The organism is Kitasatospora sp. NPDC057595 (assembly GCF_042800875.1).
GTDB lineage: Bacteria > Actinomycetota > Actinomycetes > Streptomycetales > Streptomycetaceae > Kitasatospora.
In genome coordinates this window covers 284,724-305,050 of sequence record NZ_JBHVGL010000001.1, presented here as the reverse complement: position 1 = coordinate 305,050, position 20,327 = coordinate 284,724, and the positions used below count along the sequence as shown (strand labels likewise).

At 73.1% G+C, this 20,327-nt stretch carries 14 protein-coding genes; 7 read left to right on the top strand and 7 right to left on the bottom strand.

The genetic code is table 11. The annotated features are described in order from the left end of the window. Positions 1-576: 576 nt before the first annotated feature. The gene (locus ACFU9E_RS01335; protein ID WP_355375726.1) at positions 577-1,269 is read right to left on the bottom strand and encodes a metal-dependent transcriptional regulator; all 693 of its coding nucleotides are present in this window, start codon (positions 1,267-1,269) and stop codon (positions 577-579) included. Positions 1,270-1,492: 223 nt separating this feature from the next. On the opposite strand from ACFU9E_RS01335, the gene ACFU9E_RS01330 reads away from it, so the two are divergent. The 3 genes from ACFU9E_RS01330 (at position 1,493) to ACFU9E_RS01320 (ending at position 4,946) form a co-directional block, all read left to right on the top strand. Beyond that, positions 1,493-2,257: an SIS domain-containing protein gene (locus tag ACFU9E_RS01330; protein WP_380687155.1), complete on the top strand. Its 765-nt coding sequence runs from the start codon at positions 1,493-1,495 to the stop codon at positions 2,255-2,257. Positions 2,258-2,482: 225 nt separating this feature from the next. Beyond that, positions 2,483-3,436 carry a DUF4231 domain-containing protein gene (locus tag ACFU9E_RS01325; protein ID WP_380687157.1) on the top strand — a complete coding sequence of 318 codons (954 nt, stop codon included), beginning with the start codon at positions 2,483-2,485 and terminating at the stop codon, positions 3,434-3,436. A gap of 142 nt (positions 3,437-3,578) precedes the next feature. After that, on the top strand, positions 3,579-4,946 hold the full coding sequence (locus ACFU9E_RS01320) for a phophatidylserine decarboxylase associated domain-containing protein (protein ID WP_380687160.1): 1,368 nt from the start codon (positions 3,579-3,581) through the stop codon (positions 4,944-4,946). Positions 4,947-5,009: 63 nt separating this feature from the next. On the opposite strand, the gene ACFU9E_RS01315 is transcribed toward ACFU9E_RS01320, so the two are convergent. Beyond that, positions 5,010-5,972 (bottom strand): 2-hydroxyacid dehydrogenase, encoded by a 963-nt coding sequence (locus ACFU9E_RS01315; RefSeq protein ID WP_380687162.1) that lies wholly within the window; start codon positions 5,970-5,972, stop codon positions 5,010-5,012. A 174-nt stretch (positions 5,973-6,146) separates the two neighbouring features. Then, positions 6,147-6,515, bottom strand: coding sequence for an ATP-binding protein (locus tag ACFU9E_RS01310; protein WP_380687164.1), 369 nt, complete (start codon positions 6,513-6,515; stop codon positions 6,147-6,149). Positions 6,516-6,784: 269 nt separating this feature from the next. Between ACFU9E_RS01310 and ACFU9E_RS01305 the strand changes: the two genes are divergently transcribed. Both ACFU9E_RS01305 and ACFU9E_RS01300 read left to right on the top strand, forming a co-directional pair. Continuing rightward, entirely contained in the window at positions 6,785-7,654 is an 870-nt protein-coding gene (locus tag ACFU9E_RS01305; protein ID WP_355375711.1) for a helix-turn-helix transcriptional regulator, read from the top strand. A gap of 2 nt (positions 7,655-7,656) precedes the next feature. Then, positions 7,657-7,851, top strand: a complete 195-nt coding sequence (locus ACFU9E_RS01300) for a DUF397 domain-containing protein (protein WP_355375709.1) — start codon at positions 7,657-7,659, stop codon at positions 7,849-7,851. Between the two features lie 449 nt (positions 7,852-8,300). Here the strand turns inward: ACFU9E_RS01300 and ACFU9E_RS01295 are convergent, their stop codons facing one another. The 4 genes from ACFU9E_RS01295 to pdxH form a co-directional block, all read right to left on the bottom strand. Beyond that, on the bottom strand, positions 8,301-10,601 hold the full coding sequence (locus tag ACFU9E_RS01295; RefSeq protein WP_380684634.1) for an FxsB family cyclophane-forming radical SAM/SPASM peptide maturase: 2,301 nt from the start codon (positions 10,599-10,601) through the stop codon (positions 8,301-8,303). Positions 10,602-10,902: 301 nt separating this feature from the next. After that, entirely contained in the window at positions 10,903-15,039 is a 4,137-nt protein-coding gene (gene fxsT, locus ACFU9E_RS01290) for an FxSxx-COOH system tetratricopeptide repeat protein (RefSeq protein WP_380684635.1), read from the bottom strand. After that, complete coding sequence (locus ACFU9E_RS01285) at positions 15,036-16,538, bottom strand: TIR-like protein FxsC (protein WP_380684636.1); 1,503 nt, start codon at positions 16,536-16,538, stop codon at positions 15,036-15,038. The genes fxsT and ACFU9E_RS01285 overlap by 4 nt, the downstream gene beginning before the upstream one ends. 240 nt (positions 16,539-16,778) lie before the next feature. After that, a complete protein-coding gene (gene pdxH, locus ACFU9E_RS01280) occupies positions 16,779-17,411 on the bottom strand; it encodes a pyridoxamine 5'-phosphate oxidase (RefSeq protein WP_355375740.1) in 633 nt (210 codons plus the stop codon). A 415-nt stretch (positions 17,412-17,826) separates the two neighbouring features. On the opposite strand from pdxH, the gene ACFU9E_RS01275 reads away from it, so the two are divergent. Together ACFU9E_RS01275 and serC are read left to right on the top strand one after the other, a co-directional pair. Then, positions 17,827-18,927 (top strand): citrate synthase 2, encoded by a 1,101-nt coding sequence (locus tag ACFU9E_RS01275; protein WP_380684637.1) that lies wholly within the window; start codon positions 17,827-17,829, stop codon positions 18,925-18,927. 146 nt (positions 18,928-19,073) lie between these two features. Beyond that, positions 19,074-20,192: a phosphoserine transaminase gene (gene serC, locus ACFU9E_RS01270; RefSeq protein ID WP_380684638.1), complete on the top strand. Its 1,119-nt coding sequence runs from the start codon at positions 19,074-19,076 to the stop codon at positions 20,190-20,192. The last annotated feature ends 135 nt before the right edge of the window (positions 20,193-20,327 follow it).

Sequence of the window (20,327 nt, the reverse complement as noted above, 5' to 3'; positions counted from 1 at the left end):
TCGCCGACTTCCCCCGGGCCCCCGCCGCCGCGCGGCCGGCCCTCCCGGCGGCGGTGGACTGACCGCCTCCCGAACTGCCGCCCCTGCGCCGATCGGGTGAGGGCGCGCGACGCGCGAGACCCCGCGCACAAGTGACGGGCCTTGTCTCCCACCGGAGTCGGGGCCCGTCATACGCATGTGCGGATAAGGCTTCGGTGTACCCGCTGATCAGGGAGGAAAGCCCCTCGTACGAGTGACAGCACTCAAGGATTGCCTTGATCGTCCGAGTGGGAGAACTTCCAACGTGGGGGGCCGCCGGACGGGGCGCTCGGTCGGGGAAGCCGGGCGAGGCGGACGGGAGGGACGGAGGGGAGACCGGAGGGGACGGGAGGGAAACGGGAGGGGCAGGGCGGGGCCGTGGCACCGGCCGGGTTCGGGGAGGCCGGTGTCACGGAAACGGGTGGGGACGGGTGGGGACGGGGAGGGCCGAACGGGGCCGGGAGCGCGGGGAGCGCCCGGCCCCGTTCGGCGTTGCCCGGTCGTTCTCGTTCGGCCGCCCGCGGCGACGGCCGCGCCGTCCCGCCGCCGCCCGTACGGTCAGGCCTGCGCGACGAAGACGTGCGCGGCGATCTCCTTGCCCAGCTCGGCGGCGTTGTCGCCGGTGCCCACCAGCACCCCGCCGACCCCGGCGCTCACCCGCACCGTCGACCCCGGACGGACCCCGGCCCGGCGCAGCGTGCGCATGAGGTCGCCGTCGGTCTGGATCGGCTCGCCGATCCGGCGGACCACCACGTCGGCGCCGTCGGCGCCCGGCGCCACGGAGTCCAGCGGGACGAGCCCGGCGTCGAAGCCCTCGCCCTCGGCCTTGGCGTCGCCCAGCTCGTCCAGCCCCGGGATCGGGTTGCCGTACGGGGACTGGGTGGGGTGGCCGAGCATGGCGAGCACCTTGCGCTCGACCGTCTCGCTCATCACGTGTTCCCAGCGGCAGGCCTCCTCGTGCACCTGCTCCCACTCCAGGCCGATCACGTCGACCAGCAGGCACTCGGCGATGCGGTGCTTGCGCATCACCCGCACCGCGAGCCGGCGCCCCTCCTCGGTCAGCTCCAGGTGCCGGTCACCCGCGACGCGCAGCAGTCCGTCGCGTTCCATCCGGCCGACCGTCTGGCTGACCGTGGGACCGCTCTGCTCCAGGCGCTCGGCGATCCGGGCGCGCATCGGGGTGATGCCCTCCTCCTCCAGCTCCAGGATGGTGCGAAGGTACATCTCAGTGGTGTCGATCAGCCCAGACATCGCCGCTGGCTCCGTTCCTCGGTGTCCTCATCGCCAATTCTGACCTACCGCACCGACTGCCGGGCCCGTCCCGGGGTGCGGGGGGCCGCATTCCGTGCCTGTTGACAGCGGCACCGGTGAGGCAGCACGGTGCTCGCCATAGCTTTCTCCCCCGCGGTCCGGACCATCACGGACCGCCCCCCACCCGGCCGGATCCCCCACCGGCAGAGAGCGAAGGCAGCAGATGAGCGAGCTGGTCGGCCGGTACTTCGACGCCGCGATCGCCCACCTCCGGCGGGTCCGCGAGGAGGAGGCGGAGAACATCGGGGCGGCCGCCGCCCTGCTGGCCGACGCGATCACCGAGGGGCGCAGGGTCTTCACTTTCGGCGCCGGCCACTCCTCGCTGGCCGCCCAGGACGTGGTCTACCGGGCCGGCGGGCTGGTCCCGATCAACCTGCTGGAGGTCCCCGGGATGGCCGGGGTCACGGTGATGCCGGCGCCGCTGTCCAGTGCCCTGGAGCGGGTCTCCGGCCTGGCCACCACCACCCTGGACCTCACCCCCGCCACCAGCGGCGACCTGCTGTTCGTGATCTCGCTCTCCGGCCGCCAGGTGATGCCGGTCGAGCTGGCCCAGCACGCCCGCGACCGGGGCCTGAAGGTGATCGGGCTGACCTCGCTCGCCTACCCCGGCGAGGTCGGCTCCGGCCACCCCTCCGGCACGTATCTCAAGGACCACTGCGACGTCGTCCTGGACAACAAGATCGCGGTCGGTGACGGCGAGCTGACCCACCCCGGAGCCGAGACCACCTTCGGCCCCGTCTCCACCATCGTCACCAGCGCGCTGATGCAGGCCGTGGTCGCCACCGCGGTGGAGCGGCTCGCCGACGCCGCACTCGCCGGCACCGGCCCCACCCCGCCGCTGTTCCGCTCCGGCAACGTGCCCGGCGGCACCGAGTGGAACGCCAAGCAGATGTCCGACAACGCGGAGCGGATCTTCTACACCTTCTGATCGCACCGGTCCGTTTGTCGTACGGCTGGTCGGCCGTCGGCGCCGGGTCGCCTACGCCGACCGGCCGACCGGCCGACCGCCCGCCATGGACAACCCCGCCCACGGCGGGCCCGTCCGCCCGCACCACAGGGCCCGTTCCACCACTGCGGCCCCACCCGGACCACCCCTCCCGAGGCGTACCGGGCCTCCCGCCGGGGCAGGTAATGCCGGGCGGAGGAGCGGCGAGTGGGGGACGGGATGACGTCGGGCGCGGGCGGAATGGACCGGGTGCGGGAGCAGGAGCTGATGCCGGAGCTCTTCTGGGCGGCCGACTCGGCCTCCCAGCAGGGGCAGCACCGGGCGGTCCGGCTGTCCGCCACCGAGCTGGTGCTGCTGGTCGTGGCCGCCACGGCCGGCTCCGCCGACGGCACGCCGTGGGCCTGGCTCGCCGCCGTCGCCTACCTCGGCGCGATCGGCCTCTCCGCCGTGACCAGCCGGCAGAACCCCCAGGGCCTCTGGTACGAGGGCCGGGCCGCCGCCGAGTCGGTGAAGACGCTCGCCTGGAAGTTCGCCGTCCGCGCCGATGCCGTCCAGCCGCCCCCGCGCCCGCTGCCGGACGCCGAGGGCCTGTACGGCCTCCAGCTCGGCCGGGTACTGCACGCCTTCCGGGGCAGCCGCGCGGTCGGCCCCGGGCTGGCCGGCCGGCCCGCCGAGAGTCAGATCACGGCCGCGATGCGCGGTCTGCGCGAGCAGCCGCTGGCCGTCCGCCGGGACGTCTACCTGCGCGAACGCATCCAGGTCCAGCACGACTGGTACCGGTCCAAGGCCCGCTACTGCGCCCGCGCCGGCTTCTGGACCGGGGTGGCGGGCGTGGGGCTGCCGCTGCTCGGCCTGGTGCTCGCGGTGATGCGGGCGATGGGCGAGTTCTCCTTCGACGCGCTCGGCGCGGTCTCCGCCGTGGCCGCGTCCGTCACCGCCTGGGCCCAGCTGCGCCAGTACCGTCCGCTGGCCGCCGCCTACGGGCTGGCCGCCGACGAGCTGGCCCAGATACGCGCGCAGCTCGCCCGGCTGGACGTCGGCTCCCCCGACGCCGAGGAAGTCTGGGCCCGGCTGTCCCGCGACGCCGAGGACGCCGTCTCCCGCGAGCACACCACCTGGCAGGCCCGTCGCGAGGTCAACAGCTCCGCCGAGCGCGAGTAGCCCCGGGGCCGGTCGCCTGGTCACCTGATCACCCGGTTCACCAGATTCACCCGTTCGGCCTACACGATTTGCGGGCCGAAGGGCGGGCGGCGTGGCCTGGAAGCAGTAGTCGTCCCACCGCGTAAGCAAGGATGTGACTGCTGTGACCACCAGCGAGACCCAGACCGCCCCGGCCGAGGCACGGCAACGGGAAGGGGAGTTCGACCGGCGCTACCAAGCGCTGCACGGGGTCGCCGCCGGCTATCTCCCCCGACGTCGCGGCGCCGTGGACGAGTGGCACGAGGAGCTCACCCGGACGATCGAGGACATCGGCCTGGATCCGAAGGACTGGCCGCCGTCCGTCAAAGCCCTCGACGACCTGCTCAAGACGGACGAGCCGCTGCGCAAACTCGTGAACGGAATGATCTCCGACGTACCGGAGGAGCATCAGCACGGCATCAAGGAGATCAAGGACCTGCTCGACCGGCTCGCCCACATCGTCACCAGCCCGGTCGCCTACAACTGGGACCCCGCCAAGCGGAACTTCTTCCCGCTGTCGACCCTGTTCGTGTACATGATGTTCACCGAGTGGGGCTGGGACGCCTTCCGGGACCAGGAGTTCAACAACGCGCTCAGGAAGATCCTCCAGGCCTGGTACGACTTCCTGAACTCGGAGAAGAGCGCCGAGTACCTCAACGACAAGCTGCCCGACGGCTGGCTGTCCCAGCCCGCCTACGAGCAGCTCAAGCTGTACGAGTTCGATATCACGCCGACCCCCTCCTCCTTCAACGCCTTCTTCCACCGGCAGATCAAGCGCGAGCAGTTCCGCCCGGTCAGTGGCCCCACCGACCCGCAGGTGATCGTCTCGTCCAACGACGGGACCGTCGTCCGCTGGGCGCAGGTGACGCAGGCGTCCGACGAGTACTACCTGAAGGGCCAGCCCTACTCGCTCACGGACATGCTCACCGACCCCGGCGACCCCGACTGGAAGCCGGGCGACTACGTGCAGCGCTTCGTCGGCGGGCACGTGTACCAGTCGTTCCTGTCCGGCGCCGACTACCACCGCTGGTGGACCCCGATCGCCGGCACCGTCGTCGAGGCGCCGCGGGTCATTCCCGGCCTGATGTTCAGCGAACTGCGGTCGGCGGGCATGGACCCGAGCGCGGGCACCCAGTCCCAGGGCTACCAGGCGTCGGTGAACACCCGCGGACTGCTCCTCGTCGAGAGCGACTTCCGCCTCGACGACGGCAAGAAGATGCTGGTCGGCTTCCTGCCCATCGGCATCACCGAGATCTCCTCGGTCGCCTTCCTCGACGCCGACGGCCAGCCGATCACCAAGGGCCAACGGCTCGCGAAGGGAGAGGAGATCGGGCGGTTCAGCTACGGCGGCTCCAGCGTGTGCCTGATCTTCAGCAAGGGCGTCATCAAGCAGTTCGACACCCCACCCAACAACAGCGGTGACATGGACGCCGGCCCGCCCATCTTCGCCGGCATGCGGATCGCCACCACCAACCACCTCACCGGGCCGTAGCCGTACGCACGCCTCCGGCGCAGGAAGTCGGCGGGTCCGACTTCCTGCGCCAGGGTCCATGCCTCAGCGGCCGACCGGCGTCACCGGCTCCTTGCCGTCGAGGACGGCGAGGACGTTGTCGACGGCGAGGTCGCCCATGGCCTGGCGGGTGCGGACGGTGGCGCTGCCGAGGTGCGGCGCGAGGACGGCGCGGTCCTGGGCGAGCAGGGCGGAGGGAACGGCCGGCTCGTGCTCGAAGTTGTCGACGGCGGCGGCGAACAGCGCACCGGACTCCAGGGCGGCGGCCAGCGCATCCTCGTCGACGACGCCGGCGGTCATCGAGACCACCACCGCACCGCGCGGCAGCAGGGCGAGCCGGCGGGCGTCCAGCAGGTGGCGGGTGGCGTCGCTGAGCGGGCAGGTGACGACGAGGACGGTGGAGGTGGAGAGCAACTGCTCCAGCGGCAGCCACCCGGCGCCCTCGGCCTGCTCGGGCGGCAGCGGGTTGCGGTTGTGGTAGCTGACCGGCATGTCGAAGCCGCGCGCACGGCGGGCCACCGCCCGGCCGATCCGGCCCATGCCGAGCACGCCCAGCCGGGTGCCGGTCAGTTCGAGGCCGAGCAGGAAGTTCGGCGCCCAGGCCCAGGCCTCGCCGGAGCGCAGCAGGCGCTCGCCCTCGCCGAGGCGGCGGGTGGCGGCCAGGAGCAGGGCCCAGGCCATGTCGGCGGTGGCGGCGGTCAGCACGCCGGGGGTGTTGGTGACCGGAATGCCGCGCTCGGCGCAGGCGGCGAGGTCGACGTTGTGGTACCCGACCGCGTGGTTGGCCACCACCCTGAGACCGGGCCCCGCCGCGTCGAGGAGTTCGGCGTCCACCCGGTCGTCCAGCGTGGTGATCAGCGCCCGCCGACCGCGGACAGCGGCGAGGAGGTCGGCGCGCGCCATCGGCAGGTCCGAGTCGTGCACGGTGGCCGGGAGGTTCGCGGTGAGCCGTTCGACGACACCGGGTGCGAGACGGCGGGTGACCAGGACCGGGGGCTGCTCGTTCATGAGGTTTGAGGGTACGCTCCGCCCCCTCGCCAGGGCAGGGCGAGGGGGCGGGTGCCATCTATGGCACCTGCTTTCGCCCGGCCTCGTCGACACGGTCCCGTAGTGACCTCGTCAGCACCTCGCCAACCGCTCCAAAGCATGCGGAGACGAGGACGAGGAGGCCGAAGAAGATCGTCACGTGGCCGAGTCCAGCTCGAACCAGACGAGCTTGCCCCTCTTTTGGGGGTCCGCGCCCCAGCGGTGGGTGAGCCCTTCGACGAGCTGAAGGCCCCGACCGCACTCGGCGAGTTCGAGGGGTCCCCGCTGGTCGGGGAGGTCGTGGCTCTCATCACCGACCGAGACTCGAAGGGTGTTGTCGACGATGACGACCAGGACGACGGGCGCAACCGTGAGGCCGTGCCGCCAGGCGTTGACGATCAGCTCGGCGAGCGCGAGCTCCGCGTCGAAGATGCGGTCGTCCTCCCACCCGGCGCGCGCCATCGCGTCGCGCAACGACTGCCGGGCGAGGGTGAGGGTGGGGGAGTTGAGGTTGGGGGTACACACGGGGAATCTCCCTGCGGTGTAGAGGGGGCACACCTTGGGGTCTGTCGCCGTGAACAAGCCCGTAGCGGGACTGGAGGCGCCGCATGCGAGTGCTCTTCGGTGCCCGGGCAGCCGGTACCAACTGCCGCAAGGATGAGCATTACTGACAAACCGTTCGGCGAGCGGTCGGTAGCAACTTTAGGGGAATGCCCCTCAATTGTGCAACACACTCTGTGCTTGACCCCATACTGTCAGTAGGATTCGACTCGTCCACACAGGGAGGCACGTACGTGGGGTTCAGGACCGACATCAGCGAACGGCAGCGTCGATTCGGCGATGAGCTGAGACGTCTGCGCAACTCCGCAGGCCTGTCCTCTGCCGAGATCGGCGACGTACTCGGAATGAAGAGCCCCGCTGTCAGCCACACCGAGGCTGGCCGACTCGGCCTCAATCTTGAGCGACTCGACCTCTGGCTCGACACCTGCGGCGCCCATGACCCCGAGTACCGGGCCGGCCTCATCGCCATGTGCAAGAGCAACGGCAAGGGCTGGTGGACCGAGTACCGGCCCCACGTTGTGCCTGAAGCTCTCGATCTGGCCGAGTTCGAGGCGACGTCCACGTCGTTCATCAACTACCAGACGCATCTGATCCCCGGCTTCCTGCAGACGAAGGCGTACATCGAGGTGATCCACGAGTACGCCGAGAAGAAGGTCGAGTTCAGGCTTCGTCGCCAGCAGATGATCACGGCCGAGAGGTCCTCGCCCTTCCATGCCGTGATCCACGAAGCCGCCCTGCACATGATGTACGGCGGTCCGGCCGTCATGCGGGAGCAGTTGAACCACCTCATCGAGATGGCTCGCCTGCCTCATGTGACGATCCAGATCCTCCCGTTCGACTCCACGGTCTACGCGTCGACCGACACAGCGTTCCTGCTGATGCACGGGGCACACCCTCGCTTGGACACTGTTCTGCTGGAGAACCCACATGGCCCGACGTTCGTCGGAGATCCTGAGGGAGTGGCCGCGTTCCGACGGAAGTTCGACCGCCTCAAGGGCATGGCGCTCCCGCCCCTGAATGCCAGTGTGGACGGGCCATCGCCTGCCTTTCGAGACTCGTGGGGCATGATCCAGCACGTCCGTTACAAACTCCTGGGGAGGTAGCCATGGAGCAGTTCAACTGGCAGAAGTCGACGTTCAGCGGGGACGCCGCCGAGTGTGTCGAGATCGCATCCGCCGGAAACGCCATCCACATCCGCGAGTCCGACGACCCCGCCGCCGTCCTCACCATCACCAAGGCCAACCTCGCCGCCTGGCTCCAGAGCGCCAAGGCCGGCGAGTTCGACCACCTCACCCACTGACCCCCAACTCCTCCGGGCTGCTCCCGCGACGCGCGGGAGCAGCCCGGAACACCAACGGCAGGTGGGGCCCGGTCAGACGGTCTCACCGCCGGTCGTCGAGGATGTCACGTCCGGCTCGGCGACCAGGGCTTCGGCGAATTGGGCCTGCTGGGTCCGGTCGATGATGACCTTGCCCAGGTTTCCGACGCCCCGGATGGTGCTCAGATCGTTTCCGCGCAGATCGAGGTCCTGGTACTTCCCTCGGCCGAACTCGGCCGACCGCAGGGCGCAGGCCTCTACAACGGCCCGGCCGAGGTCGCAGCCGGTGAACGTCGCCTTGCTACCGGAAATCCTGGACGATGCCCCGCGTCGAGTCGAGCGTGCTGACGTTGGACAGGTAGAGGCCGGGTTCGCGGTGCGGGACCGGCCGGCGCTACTTGGCCTTGTTCCTGGTCGACCAACCCGGGGGCTCAGGCCGTGATCCTGAGCCAGGCGTCCACCGAGTGCCTCGCCCCGGTGGCGAAGCGGTGGCCGAGGGGGGTCAGCGCGCCGCTGGTGGCGAGCAGGTCCACTGCCTCGTCGGTGAGGGCGCGCCAGTGGGTGAAGCGGGGCTGCGCGGACGGGTCCGTGCGGGCGCGGGTGCCCCAGAAGGCGGTGACCGCGAGATGGGCGTAGACCGCCTGGAAGAGGGAGCCGATCGGGCGCGGGGAGAGGTTGAAGGGCTCAAACAAGCGGGTGTCGGCGCGGTCGTACAGCTCCCAGCGGTCGAGCACCGCCCCCAGCTTCACGTGCTGGAACTCATGGGCCAGCAGCAGCGCCAGCGTCGGCGCCGTTCGCGGGCGGGCGATGCCGACCGCGCCGAAGGCCTGCCGGGCCGCCGAGCTGACGTCGTGCCTGTCCGGCCTCGGCCGCAGTGGAGTGACGGTGCTCAGGCCCGCCCAGAGGCCGGCCGCGTACTCGGGCAGGTCGCGGTCGAGCAGGTCGGCGGCATCGATCAAATCCCTCGTCCAGAAGGAGAATTCGGCGTCGTCCAATCGGTCCGCCAGCGGCCAGCGGTGGGCGGACCGCTGCGGGTCCACGTCCTCCAGCGCGAGCGTCCGGCCGCCGGTCAGTCCGATCCGGCGGACCGGCTGCCAGCGCGGATCATCCGGACCGGTGAGCGTGCCGTCGTCCGCGCGCGCCGTCCAGCCCGTCCGCCCGCCGGTGACCCGCACCTCTCGGACGCCCGCGCCGAGCACCAGGCGGCCGAGGGTCGGAAGGTGGAGGGAACCGTCCTGGACCGGCACCGCCACCGCGTCCCCGCGCCCCGCCAACACCGCTGCCGAGGCGGCCAGTTCGGCCAGCGGGCCGAGACCGGCACCCGGGTCGCCGGTCAGCCGTCGCGCGGCCCAGGCCCGGACGTACGGGTGGGCCAACACCGAGTCCACGGTGGCGGGTTCGGCGGCGTCGAGCTCGGCGAGCAGTTCCCAGGCCGCCGAGCGGGGCAGCCCGGAGGAGCCGTGCACGGCGGCCAGCATCGCCCGGGTGAGGGCGAGTTGGGACCGGGCCAGCGCGCGGACGGTCTCCGGTCCGCCCAATCCGGCGGCCAGTTCGTCGAGTTGCTCATCGGTGAGTGCCGGCCCGGCGACGTCCACCGGCGGAGCGGGGCGCCGCACGCCCCCGGCGCGGTCGGCCAGGCCGTCGATCAGCGCCCGCAGGTCCGCGCAGTACACCGAGGGGTGGTCGAAGGAGCCGTCCCGGTAGCGGTGCGCGTACAGCCCCCCGCCGCAGGAGCGCACCACCGGGCAGGCCCGGCAGGTGGCGTTCAGCCCGGCCAGGCCCGACTGCCGGGCGGCCGTCCCCGGATGCCGGGCGACGTCGTCGAGGCTGTGCCGGAAGACGTCCATCCCGGTGGCGGGCGCGCCGTCGTACGCCGTCCGCAGGCTGTCCGCCTGCTCGTACGTCCCGTCCGTCTCCACCACCACCAGGTCGACCGGCTCCAGCCCGAGCGCCTCGCTCAGGCCGGGCAGCCCCGACAGGGTGCGGTGCACCGAGTCGAAGGTCCGGACGGCGAACGGGCGGCCGTCCGCCTCCCAGCGCGCGTGGACGGCCAGCAGCCAGTCGGCGTACGGCGTCGCGCCCGCACCGGCGGGGCGCCGCGGCGGCCGCTCCCAGGTGGCGTGCGGAAGCAGGAAGTCCACGGCCGGGGGCTCCAGTTCGGCCAGCGCCCGGTGGACGGCCACCGGGTCGTTCGCCACGTCGACGGTGCAGAGCAGCCCCGCGTACAGGTGCCGGAACCGGGGCTCGCGCAGCAGCCCGACGGCCCGCAGCACCCGCGAGTGGCTGGAGCGGCCGTCGGCGAACCGGCGGTGACGGTCGTTGGCGGTCCGGTCGCCGTCCAGCGAGAGGCCGACCCGGATGCCGAGTTCGTCGAACAGCTCGCAGTGCTCCCGGTCCAGCCGCACCCCGTTGGTGTGCAGCCGCAGGTCCAGGTCGCAGACTTCGGGCAGCGCGGCCCGCAGCAGCTCCGCCGCCCGCCGGATCACCGCCGGGCCGGCGAGCAGCGGTTCACCCCCGTGCAGGACGACCCGTACGACGGTCAGCCCGTGCGCGGCGGCGTGCTCCCCGATCCGCTCGGCGGCCCCGGCCAGCACCGCGTCCCCGATCACCCGCGGCCGGGAGCGCCAGCCGGTGTCGGCGTGCTCGTAGACGTAGCAGTGGTCGCAGGCGAGGTCGCACCGGCTGTGGACCTTCAGGACGACCTGCGTGAGCGGCTGCGGAGGAGGCGTCATGTCGGCACGTTTCCAGGGCCGGACGCCCGCTAATCATCTTTTCAAATAGCCGAGTCGAAAGGAGAGACCGGTCGGACCCCCGCACCGGCCAGGGCCAGTTCGAGCCGGCCGGCCAGCTCACCCGCGTCGAGTCTGGCCAGGTCGGCGAGGGCGGGGCGGTCCCCGGTGCCGCACGGCCCCGTTTGCCCGGGCCCGGCCCATCCGGGCACAGCCTGCCCGGACACAGCCGGCCCGGGCACCGCACCCGGCTCCGCGGTCCGCTCCACGGACGACTCCCCTCTCCCGCCGGCCCGGCCCGCCGTCACGTCGGCGGCATCTCGATCAAGGTGTCCAGCCACTCCCCCACCCGGATGGCCTCGGTGAGCGGGTGCCCTTCGGGCAGGACCGCGCGGACCCGGGCCAGCGTCCGCGCCCCCAACTCCGCCGCCCGCCCCGGCTCGCCGACGGCGGTGAGCGCCAGCGCGAGGTTCGCCGAGGCCGCCAGCGTGTCCGGGTGGTCCGGGCCGAGACGGTCGTCCAGCAGGACGGCGGCCTCGTCGGCCAGCGCGAGCGCCTCGTCGTACGCACCCGTACGGGCCACGTCGTTCGCCCGGTTGAGCCGGGCGAAGGCGACCCACGGATGGTGCTCGCCGAGCACCCCGCGCAGGCCGGCGAGGACCTCGCCGGAGATCGGCCGGGCCTCCTCGACCCGGCCGGAGCGGCGGAAGGCCACCGCGAGGTTGCCCGCCGCGATGAGCTCCGCCGGGTGCCCCGCGGCGAGGTGGTCCCGGTAGTACCGGTGCGCGTCCTCGGCGAGCTCGACCGACTGCTCGCCGTCGCCGAGCACGCCGAGCACCGCCGACAGCGTCCCGGCGGCGGCCGCGCTCGCGGGGTGGTCCGCCCCGTAGCGCCCGCACAACCGCTGGTGGACGTCCTCGGCCTCGACCAGGGCCTCCGGGAGCCGGCCCAGCCGGCGCAGGGTGGCACTGCGGTACCGCCTGGCGCGCAGGGTGTCGTCGTGGTCCTCCCCCAACACGTCCCGGCTCCGGCGGACGGCCTTGTCCAGCCGGGGCAGTGCCTCGTTCAGACGCCCCACCTCGGACAGCGCGTGACCGTAGGTGACCGACCCGCCGAGGGTGTACGGGCTGTGCTTGCCGAACACCTCCAGCTTCCGCGGATACAGCCGCACGTGCATGGCCACCGCCTCGATGAAGTCCCCGGCCAGGGCGATCGAGATGGCCAGGTTGTTCTCCGCCATCAGCGTGCGCCGGTCGTCGTGGCCCAGCACCCGGCGGGCGCCCGCCAGCGTCTCCTCGTCCAGCTCCCGTGCCGCCGCGTAGCGGCCGAGGTGCCGGAGGTCCGCGCCGAGGCTGGTGGCGGCCGGGAACACGTCCCGGTGGTCCCGGCCCCGCAGCGAGGTCAGCCGCTCGAAGGCGTCCCGGTCGTTCTCGTACGCCTCCCGGGCCAGCCCCAGGGTCCGCTGGATGTTGCCGAGCTGGACGCGCAGCAGCTGCACCCTGACGTCGCGCTCGGTGTCCAGCGGGCCGACCTGGCGCCAGCGGGCGAGGACCCACTCGGCCAGCTCCCGGCCCGCCTCGTGGAGGCTGCGCTGCCACAGGTAGCGGACCGAGTTGACGATCCACTGCCGGACCGCCGGGTCGGTCGACTCCTCCGCGCCGGACGGGCGCAGGTGGGGCAGCAGTTCGGCGTACCGGGGCCAGTGGTGCGGTGCGTCCGGGTCGCCGGGGTCGGCGAGGGCGAGGGCCCGGTGCGCCACGCCGCGGACCCGGTCCCAGTCGGCCGCCGCGACCTGCTCGCGCAGCAGCGCCTGGACGATCCGGTGCACCACCAGCGTCCCGGCGGCCTGGTCGTAGCGGGCCAGGTTGAACTGGTTGACGGTGCGCAGGATGTCGCCGACGGCGAGCCGGTGGTCGCCGACGCCGGCCGGCAGGTCGATCGCCTCGATCACCGGCGGGCTGTACAGCAGCCCGATCGGGATCGCCTCCGGGCCGAGGAAGCCGCAGATCTCCAGCAGCCGGGCGGCCGGGGGGTTGATCAGCCGCAGGTCGGATCCCACGATCCGCCAGGTGGCTTCGGTGACCGTGGCGTTGGGGCCCTCCTCGGCGGCCCGCCCGCTGCCCGGGCCGCTGCCGGAACCGGCACCCGGGACGCCGGAACCGACACCCGAACCGGCGCCGGAACCACTGCCGGCCCCGGAACGGGCCGAGCGGTCGAGGATGTCGGTGAGCGTCTCGTCGAGCAGGTCGGCGTACGTGGCCGCCGGCATCGGCGTCTCCTGAAGCCAGGCGGCGGCCTGGCCGACGGCGAGCGGCAGGTCGCCCAGCAGCTCGGCGATCCGTTCGGCATCGGCCCGTTCGACGCCGGTGTTGGAGTTCCGGACGAGTTCGACGCTCTCCGCGCGGTCGAACACCTCCACCTCGGTGCGCCCGGGCCGGCGGGCCCAGCGCCGGTCGCGCGAGGTGACCAGGACGTGGCCGTCCGGCCCGGCGGCGGGCAGCCAGGGGTCCAGCAGCTCCGGGTCCTCGGCGTTGTCGAAGAGCAGCAGCCAGCGGCGGTACGGCCGGCCGCTGCCGAGCGCCTTGAGCACCGCGCGCGCGGTGCGGGTGACGTCGCCGTCGGTCTCCAGACCGAGGCCGGGGGCGAGTTCGGCGAGCCGCTGCGGGATCACCGCGGGCTGCTGGGCGGGCACCCACCAGAGCACGTCGTAGGCGGACGCGAAGCGGTGCGCGTACTCGATCGCGGCCTGCGACTTGCCGACCCCGCCGATGCCGTAGAGCACCTGGACCGGCGCCCCGTCGGCGCCGGCGGTGAAGCCGTCGCGGACGGCCTCCAGCAGCCGCGTCCGGCCGATGAAGGTGGACAGCCGCGGCGGCAGTTTCCGGATGGCGGGGCGGCTGTCGGGAAAGCGCGGCAGGCGGGCGACGCTGAACTCGCCGGAGTCCATCCAGCGCCCGGCACCGGGCGGCGGGCCGATCAGTTCGAACAGCTGCGACTCGGCCTGCTCGGCGGAGCCGGTCGCCAGCTCCAGGGCCCGGTGGCCGGCGAACTGGGGCGGCTCCGCCGGCTCCGGCACGCCGACCCGCACCGCCAGCAGGCCGCCGGCATCGCTCACCGGGTCCTGGGTGGTCAGCCGGCGCCAGATCTCCCGGGCCCGCGGCAGGGCGGCGTAGTCGCCGGTGAGCACGGCGAGCAGCCGGCCGTCGCCGTCCAGCGGCCCGGCGGCCTCGGGCAGCGCGGCGGCCTGCGGCGGACCGGGGTCGAGCGGCACGGCGGCGCTGTGCAGGGTGGCCAGGTAGCCGAAGCCGCGCAGGGTCCCGGCGATCCACTCGGCCCAGACCCGGTCCCTGGGGGCGTAGCTGACGTACACCTGGCGGGAGCGGGTGCGGCCCTTGCGCAGGTAGGCCGCGTACAGCCGGCGGCGGGCCGCGTCGGGGACGGGCCGCAGTTCGCGGACCCGGCCGTCGGTGAGCCAGGCGGCGAGCCGTTCGAAGGCGGCGAGCAGGGTGCGGCCCTGCTGCGGCCGGTCCACGATGGTGGCCGGCACCTCCTCGTAGGCGTAGAACGGCTTGTACGGCACCTCGACGTCGCTCCAGTACGCGGCGCGGTGCTCGGGGCCGAGCCAGCGGCCCAGGTACGGGGCGAAGGCGTCGTGGGCGAGGTCGCGGCCGGCCGCGAGCCCGGCGCGTTCGGCGTCCTCGACGCGCATCGGGACGGGCAGCACCCGGATCTCGCGCTCGTCGGCGTCGACGATGGCGCGGGCCGCGTCGACGCCGCCGCGGATGCTCTGGGCGCCGAGGGTGAAGCAGTCCACGACGGTGTCGGGCATCAGCACGGTACAGATGCCCGAGGTGTCGCTGACGCCGGTGCGGCTGTCGATCAGCACGTAGTCGTAGCTGCTGGTCCACTGCTCGCGCAGCGCGCAGAGGAACTCGGCGCCGCGGATGTCGGCGCGGGTGTAGAAGCTGCGCCAGTTGAAGCTGGTGACGGCGGCCGAGTAGGCGGCGTTCTGCCGGCCGGCCGGCATCAGGTCGAGCCGGCCGCCGTCCGGCAGGTCGAGCGCCAGACCGCACAGGTACTGCTCCAGCCGGCCGGGGGCGGCCAGCCAGTCCTGCGGGTCCGGGCCGGGGCCGGGGCGGTCGGGGCCGGGCAGCGCCTCGTCGACGTAGGCCCGGAGCATGTCGATCAGGCCGTCGGTGGCGTGGAGTTCGGGGTCGACCAGCAGCGGGTGGTAGTAGCGGTGCAGGCCCGGGGCCTCCAGGTCCCAGTCCACCACCAGGACGCGCAGGCCCTGGCTGGCCAGGATCCAGCCCAGGTTGGCGAGGGCCATGGTGCGGCCGGTGCCGCCCTTGAACGAGTAGAAGGTGACGACGGTGCCGGTCTCTGGGGGTGCCAGCGCGGCGGACCCGTGGTCCGCGAGGGCGGCGTGCTCGGGGCTCATCGGTCCGCTTCTCCTTCACTGGGCGCCCGGGTGGCCGGGGGCACGGTCTCCTCTCGCAGGACCGCCCGTGCCCCGGGGGCGGCCCCGTTCCCCGGAGTGTTCCCCGGGCGCGGCAGTCGCGGGCCCGCCTGGGCCGGGGGGTCCGGTGGCTCGGGCGGGCGCGGCGAGGCGGGCGGCGGCCAGGCCGGGATGGTGAGCCCGGGCATCGGCCGCGGGTCGGGGCCGAGCCCGAACTGGGCGCGGGCCGTCACCGGGTCGTCGTCGATCTGGTCCAGCAGTCGGTTCTGGGCCACGGTCACCGTCGACAGGAGCTCGCGCTCGAAGCGTTCCCGCCGGACGTGGATGCGAAAGAGCGGCTCGGGCCCGGACCGGTGCAACCAGGTGCGCGAGAACACGTCGCGCACCCCCTCCCAGAGCCGGGTGCGCGCCGGACCCGGCGGCGGGTCCTCGGAGCTGTCGGGCAGCAGGACGGCGGTGACGGGGTGGTTCTGCCGGTCGAAGTCGCGCAGCGCCTGCCGGTAGGGCTCCCGGCCGGCCGCCCACGGGTCCACCAGCAGCACGCTGACCTCGTTGTTCTCCCGGGCCCGGTCGAGCGCGTCGGCGAGGTCGGGGCCGATCGTCTCCAGGCTGGTGCTGTGCCCGGCCCGGGTGATCACCTGCTGGGCCTGGACCGCCAGCGAGGGCAGCCGGGGCGGGTGGTAGGGCGCCCAGTCCCGGGGGTGCGCCCCGTACCAGCCGCCGTGGTACCGCTCGTCGAAGCCGCCCGCGCCGTCCGTCCCCGCGGCCGGCCCGGCCTCGGAGCGCTGCGGCGGGACGCGGTCGCCGTTCGCCGCGGCGGTCCGGTCCCCGGCCCAGCGGGCGGCGACGAAGAGCCGGACCTGACTGCTGCGTCCGGCGGTCATGCCGACCTCCGGCAGCGGGAAGCAGCCCTCCACCCGCCCGAGGTCGAGGTCCCGGTGCTCGGTGACCCGCCAGGCGGCGGCCTCCCGCACCCGCTCCGCGATCACCCGCACCACCAGGCGGTACGCGGTGCCGTGCGGGTCGGTGCGCAGCAGGTGGCGCAGCCCGCCGGCGGCGTACTCCGCGCCGAAGTCGTCCTGCACGTACTGGATCCGCCGCACCTCGGCGGGCAGTTCCTCGGGCGGCGGCTCCCACAGCACGGGGATCAGGGCCGCGACGCTCTCGCCGGTCTGTTCCTGGTGGCGGCGCGTCCGGTGGTCGAAGGCGGTCCACTCCTTGCCGCAGTAGTCGCTGGCGAAGTAGGCGGGCGAGTAGAGCGCGACCATGGTGCGGCTGGCGCCGACCATCCGGGAGAGCTGCCGCTCCCAGTCGTCGCCGACCCTCAGCTGCTCGGTGTCGCGGTAGGCCAGCTCGGCCGGTCCGGCCTCGGGCTCGATCCGCGCCAGTTCGTCCCGGAGGTCGGTGAAGAACTGGTCGACGAAGGCGCCTCCGACCTGATGGTCCCGCCGCGCGTAGCTGAAGAAGAAGTACGGCCGCACCGACAACCCCCCACCGACCGGTGAACGTCCCCACCATACTGGTGGGGTGACGGCCGGTCAGCCGGTGGGCGGAGGAAGTTGTCGCGGTGTCGTCACAACTCCGGCCCGTGACCTCGACGCCCCTGGTCAGGGGCGTGCGGCCGGGGAGCGCCCGGCGTCCGCCGGGCGCCCTGACGGGCAGCGCCGCGCCCGGCTCGGGGGCAGCGGCGCACCCGCCTCAAGGGCAGCGCCGCGCCCGCCTCAGGGGCAGAGCCGCTCCACCCGCCAGCCCGTCGGGGCGGACGGCTCGGCGACGTACCGCAGCCGGTCGTGCAGCCGGTTCTCCCGCCCCTGCCAGAACTCCACGCTCGCCGGCACCACCCGGTACCCGCCCCAGAACGGCGGCACCGGCACCCCCTCGCCCTCCGGGTAGCGCCGCTCCAGCTCCGCGTAGCGCTGCTCCAGCACCTCCCGCGAGGCGACCGGGCTGGACTGCTCGCTGGCCCAGGCGCCGAGCTGGGAGCCGTGCGGGCGGGTGCGGAAGTAGGCCGCGGTCTCGTCCCGGCCGACCTTCTCCACTCGCCCCTGGACGATCACCTGACGGGCCAGCGCGACCCACGGGAAGAGCAGCGCCGCGTGCGGGTTGGCGGCCAGCTCGGTGCCCTTGCGGGAGCCGTAGTTGGTGAAGAAGACGAAGCCCCGGGCGTCGAACGCCTTGAGCAGCACGGTGCGCGCGCTGGGCCGCCCGGCGGCGTCGGCGGTGGAGAGCACCATCGCGTTGGGCTCCACCACCCCCGCGTCGTCCGCGTCGTGGAACCACCGGCCGAACTGGCCGATCGGCTCGGCGGCGAGCTGCTCCTCGACCAGGCCCTCGTGCGCGTAGTGCTTGCGCATCACGGTGAGGTCCGGTCCGGGGCGGGCCTCGTCGGCCAGGATCCGGGTGGCGGGGGTCAGGGGCGTCGACTGGGCGCGGTCCGGGGTCTGCACGTCAACATCATCCCGTACGACAAGCAACCGGCACCGCTACCTCCGGACAAACCCCGGCTGGAGATAAGGTGACTCGCCACCGATCGACTGCCCGTCGTACGGTGATTTGTCCGCAACCGCGCCCTTGCTTCCGCGGATCCGCCGGGTACGACCGGCCGTCGGGCGAAAAGTCAAGCGGGCCCGGGGGAAACATCACCACCGTGGTGTATGGCGCAATGCACCCCGTGCCTGTCACCCTGGCACCGAGTGCCAACCACCATTCGGTCAGAGGCGCGCCTCCCCACCACGGCGGCCGCCGATCGCAGAACTGAAGGAGCCGTGCATGTCCGACTTCGTACCCGGGCTCGAAGGTGTCGTCGCGTTCGAGAGCGAGATCGCCGAACCCGACCGTGAAGGCGGCGCTCTGCGGTACCGGGGCGTCGACATCGACGACCTGGTCGGCAATGTCTCCTTCGGCCACGTCTGGGGCCTGCTGGTGGACGGCAAGTTCAACCCCGGCCTGCCGGCCGCCGAGCCGTTCCCGATCCCGGTCCACTCCGGCGACATCCGGGTCGACGTGCAGTCCGCGCTCGCCATGCTCGCCCCGGTCTGGGGCCTCAAGCCGCTGCTGGACATCGACGCCGATCAGGCCCGCGACGACCTCGCCCGGGCCGCCGTCATGGCGCTCTCGTACGTCGCCCAGTCGGCCCGCGGCCAGGGCCTGCCGATGGTCCCGCAGAGCGAGATCGACAAGGCCGAGACCGTCGTCGAGCGGTTCATGATCCGCTGGCGCGGCGAGCCCGACCCCAAGCACGTCAAGGCCATCGACGCCTACTGGACCTCCGCCGCCGAGCACGGCATGAACGCCTCGACGTTCACCGCCCGGGTCATCGCCTCCACCGGCGCCGACGTCGCGGCCGCCCTCTCCGGCGCGGTCGGCGCGATGTCCGGCCCGCTGCACGGCGGCGCGCCGTCCCGGGTGCTCGGCATGATCGAGGAGATCGAGCGCACCGGCGACGCCACCACCTGGGTGAAGAACGCGCTGGACAAGGGCGAGCGCCTGATGGGCTTCGGCCACCGCGTCTACCGCGCCGAGGACCCCCGCGCCCGCGTGCTGCGCCGCACCGCCAAGGAACTCGGCGCCCCGCGCTTCGAGGTCGCCGAGGCGCTGGAGAAGGCCGCGCTGGAGGAGCTGCACAACCGCCGCCCCGACCGCGTGCTCGCCACCAACGTCGAGTTCTGGGCCGCCATCATGCTGGACTTCGCCGAGGTCCCGGCGCACATGTTCACCTCGATGTTCACCTGTGCCCGGACGGCCGGCTGGTCGGCGCACATCCTGGAGCAGAAGCGCACGGGCCGGCTCGTGCGCCCCGCCGCGCGCTACATCGGCCCCGGCCCGCGCAGCCCGCGCGACATCGAGGGCTACGAGGCCATCGCCCGCTGACCCGCAGGTCGGCCGCGAATTCACCCCGCAGCGGGTCCGGCATTCGAACCGGACCCGCTGTTTCCGCAGCTCGCAGGCCGGTCGAGGCCATCTCAGCGGGCGGACCGCCGTCGATTCCGGCCATCCCGGCGGGTAGGCTGCGCCCCGTGGCTCAGATCCAGATCCCCGCTGACATCAAGCCCGCCGACGGCCGTTTCGGCTGCGGCCCGTCCAAGGTGCGCCCCGAGGCCCTGAGTGCCCTCGCCGCGACCGAGACCTCCCTGCTCGGCACCTCGCACCGCCAGGCCCCGGTGAAGAACCTGGTCAAGCGCGTGCGCGAGGGCGTGAGCAGCCTGTTCTCCCTCCCCGAGGGGTACCAGGTGGTACTCGGCAACGGCGGGTCCACCGCCTTCTGGGACATCGCGGCCTTCGGCCTGGTACGGGAGAAGTCCCAGCACCTCGACTTCGGCGAGTTCTCCTCCAAGTTCGCCTCCTCCGTCAAGGCCGCGCCCTGGCTGGCCGAGCCGAGCGTGATCAAGACCGCCCCCGGCACCCACCCGCTGCCGGTCGCCGAGGCCGGTGTGGACGTCTACGCGCTCACCCACAACGAGACCTCCACCGGCGTCGCGATGCCGATCGCCCGCCCGGCCGGCGGCGACGAGGGCTCGCTGGTCCTGGTGGACGCCACCTCGGGCGCCGGCGGCCTGCCGGTGGACATCGCCGAGACCGACGTCTACTACTTCGCCCCGCAGAAGTCCTTCGCCTCCGAGGGCGGCCTGTGGCTGGCGTCGTTCTCCCCCGCCGCGCTGGAGCGCGCCGCCGAGATCGCCGGCTCCGGCCGGTACATCCCGCCGTTCTTCGACCTGCCGACGGCCATCGACAACTCGTCGAAGGACCAGACGTACAACACCCCGTCGATCGCCACCCTGTTCCTGCTGGCCGACCAGCTGGAGTGGCTGAACGGCAACGGCGGGCTCGACTGGGCCGTCGCCCGTACGGCTGATTCCTCGTCGCGGCTGTACGGCTGGGCCGAGAAGTCCTCGTTCGCCAACCCGTTCGTGGCGAAGCCGGCCGAGCGCTCGCAGGTCGTCGGCACGATCGACTTCGACGACTCGGTGGACGCCGCCGCCGTCGCCAAGGCGCTGCGCGCCAACGGCATCGTCGACACCGAGCCGTACCGCAAGCTGGGCCGCAACCAGCTGCGCGTCGCGATGTTCCCGGCGATCGACCCGGCGGACGTCGAGGCGCTCACGGTCTGCATCGACTACGTGGTCGAGCGGCTCTGACCGCTCCGCACGGACAGACGGGAGAAGGGGCCCCCCCCCGCGGCGGGGGGCCCTCTCCCCGCTGCGGCCGTACCCGGTGTCCCGCGAGCGGGCCCGCACCAAGACCACCCGCCGGACCACCGCCGCGGGGACCAA